Source organism: Brachybacterium subflavum (assembly GCF_009299795.1).
GTDB lineage: Bacteria > Actinomycetota > Actinomycetes > Actinomycetales > Dermabacteraceae > Brachybacterium > Brachybacterium subflavum.
Genome location: NZ_VIGP01000019.1, coordinates 1 through 362, shown reverse-complemented (window position 1 = coordinate 362; position 362 = coordinate 1). Strand labels below are relative to the sequence as shown.

At 70.4% G+C, this 362-nt stretch carries 1 protein-coding gene; it reads left to right on the top strand.

Annotated features, from left to right (window positions below):
- Positions 1 to 362: single-stranded DNA-binding protein (locus tag FHG10_RS17815; RefSeq protein ID WP_152354709.1), on the top strand; the 362-nt coding region annotated here is incomplete at both ends.

Here is a 362-nt window from a genome sequence, read left to right as displayed (position 1 = left end):
GACACGATCATCACGGTGGTCGGGAACCTGACGGCCGATCCCGAGCTGCGCTTCACGCAGTCCGGCGTCGCCGTGGCCTCCTTCACCATCGCCTCCACCCCCCGCACGTTCAACCGCCAGTCGAACCAGTGGGAGGACGGCGAGGCCCTGTTCCTGCGCTGCTCGCTGTGGCGCGACGCCGCCGAGAACGCGGCGGAGTCCCTCGAGAAGGGCACCCGCGTGGTCGCGCAGGGCCGCCTCAAGCAGCGCTCCTTCACCGACCGCGAGGGCAACAACCGCACCTCGATCGAGCTGGACGTCGACGAGATCGGCCCGTCCCTGCGCTACGCCACCGCGAAGGCCAACAAGGTCCAGCGCGGCGG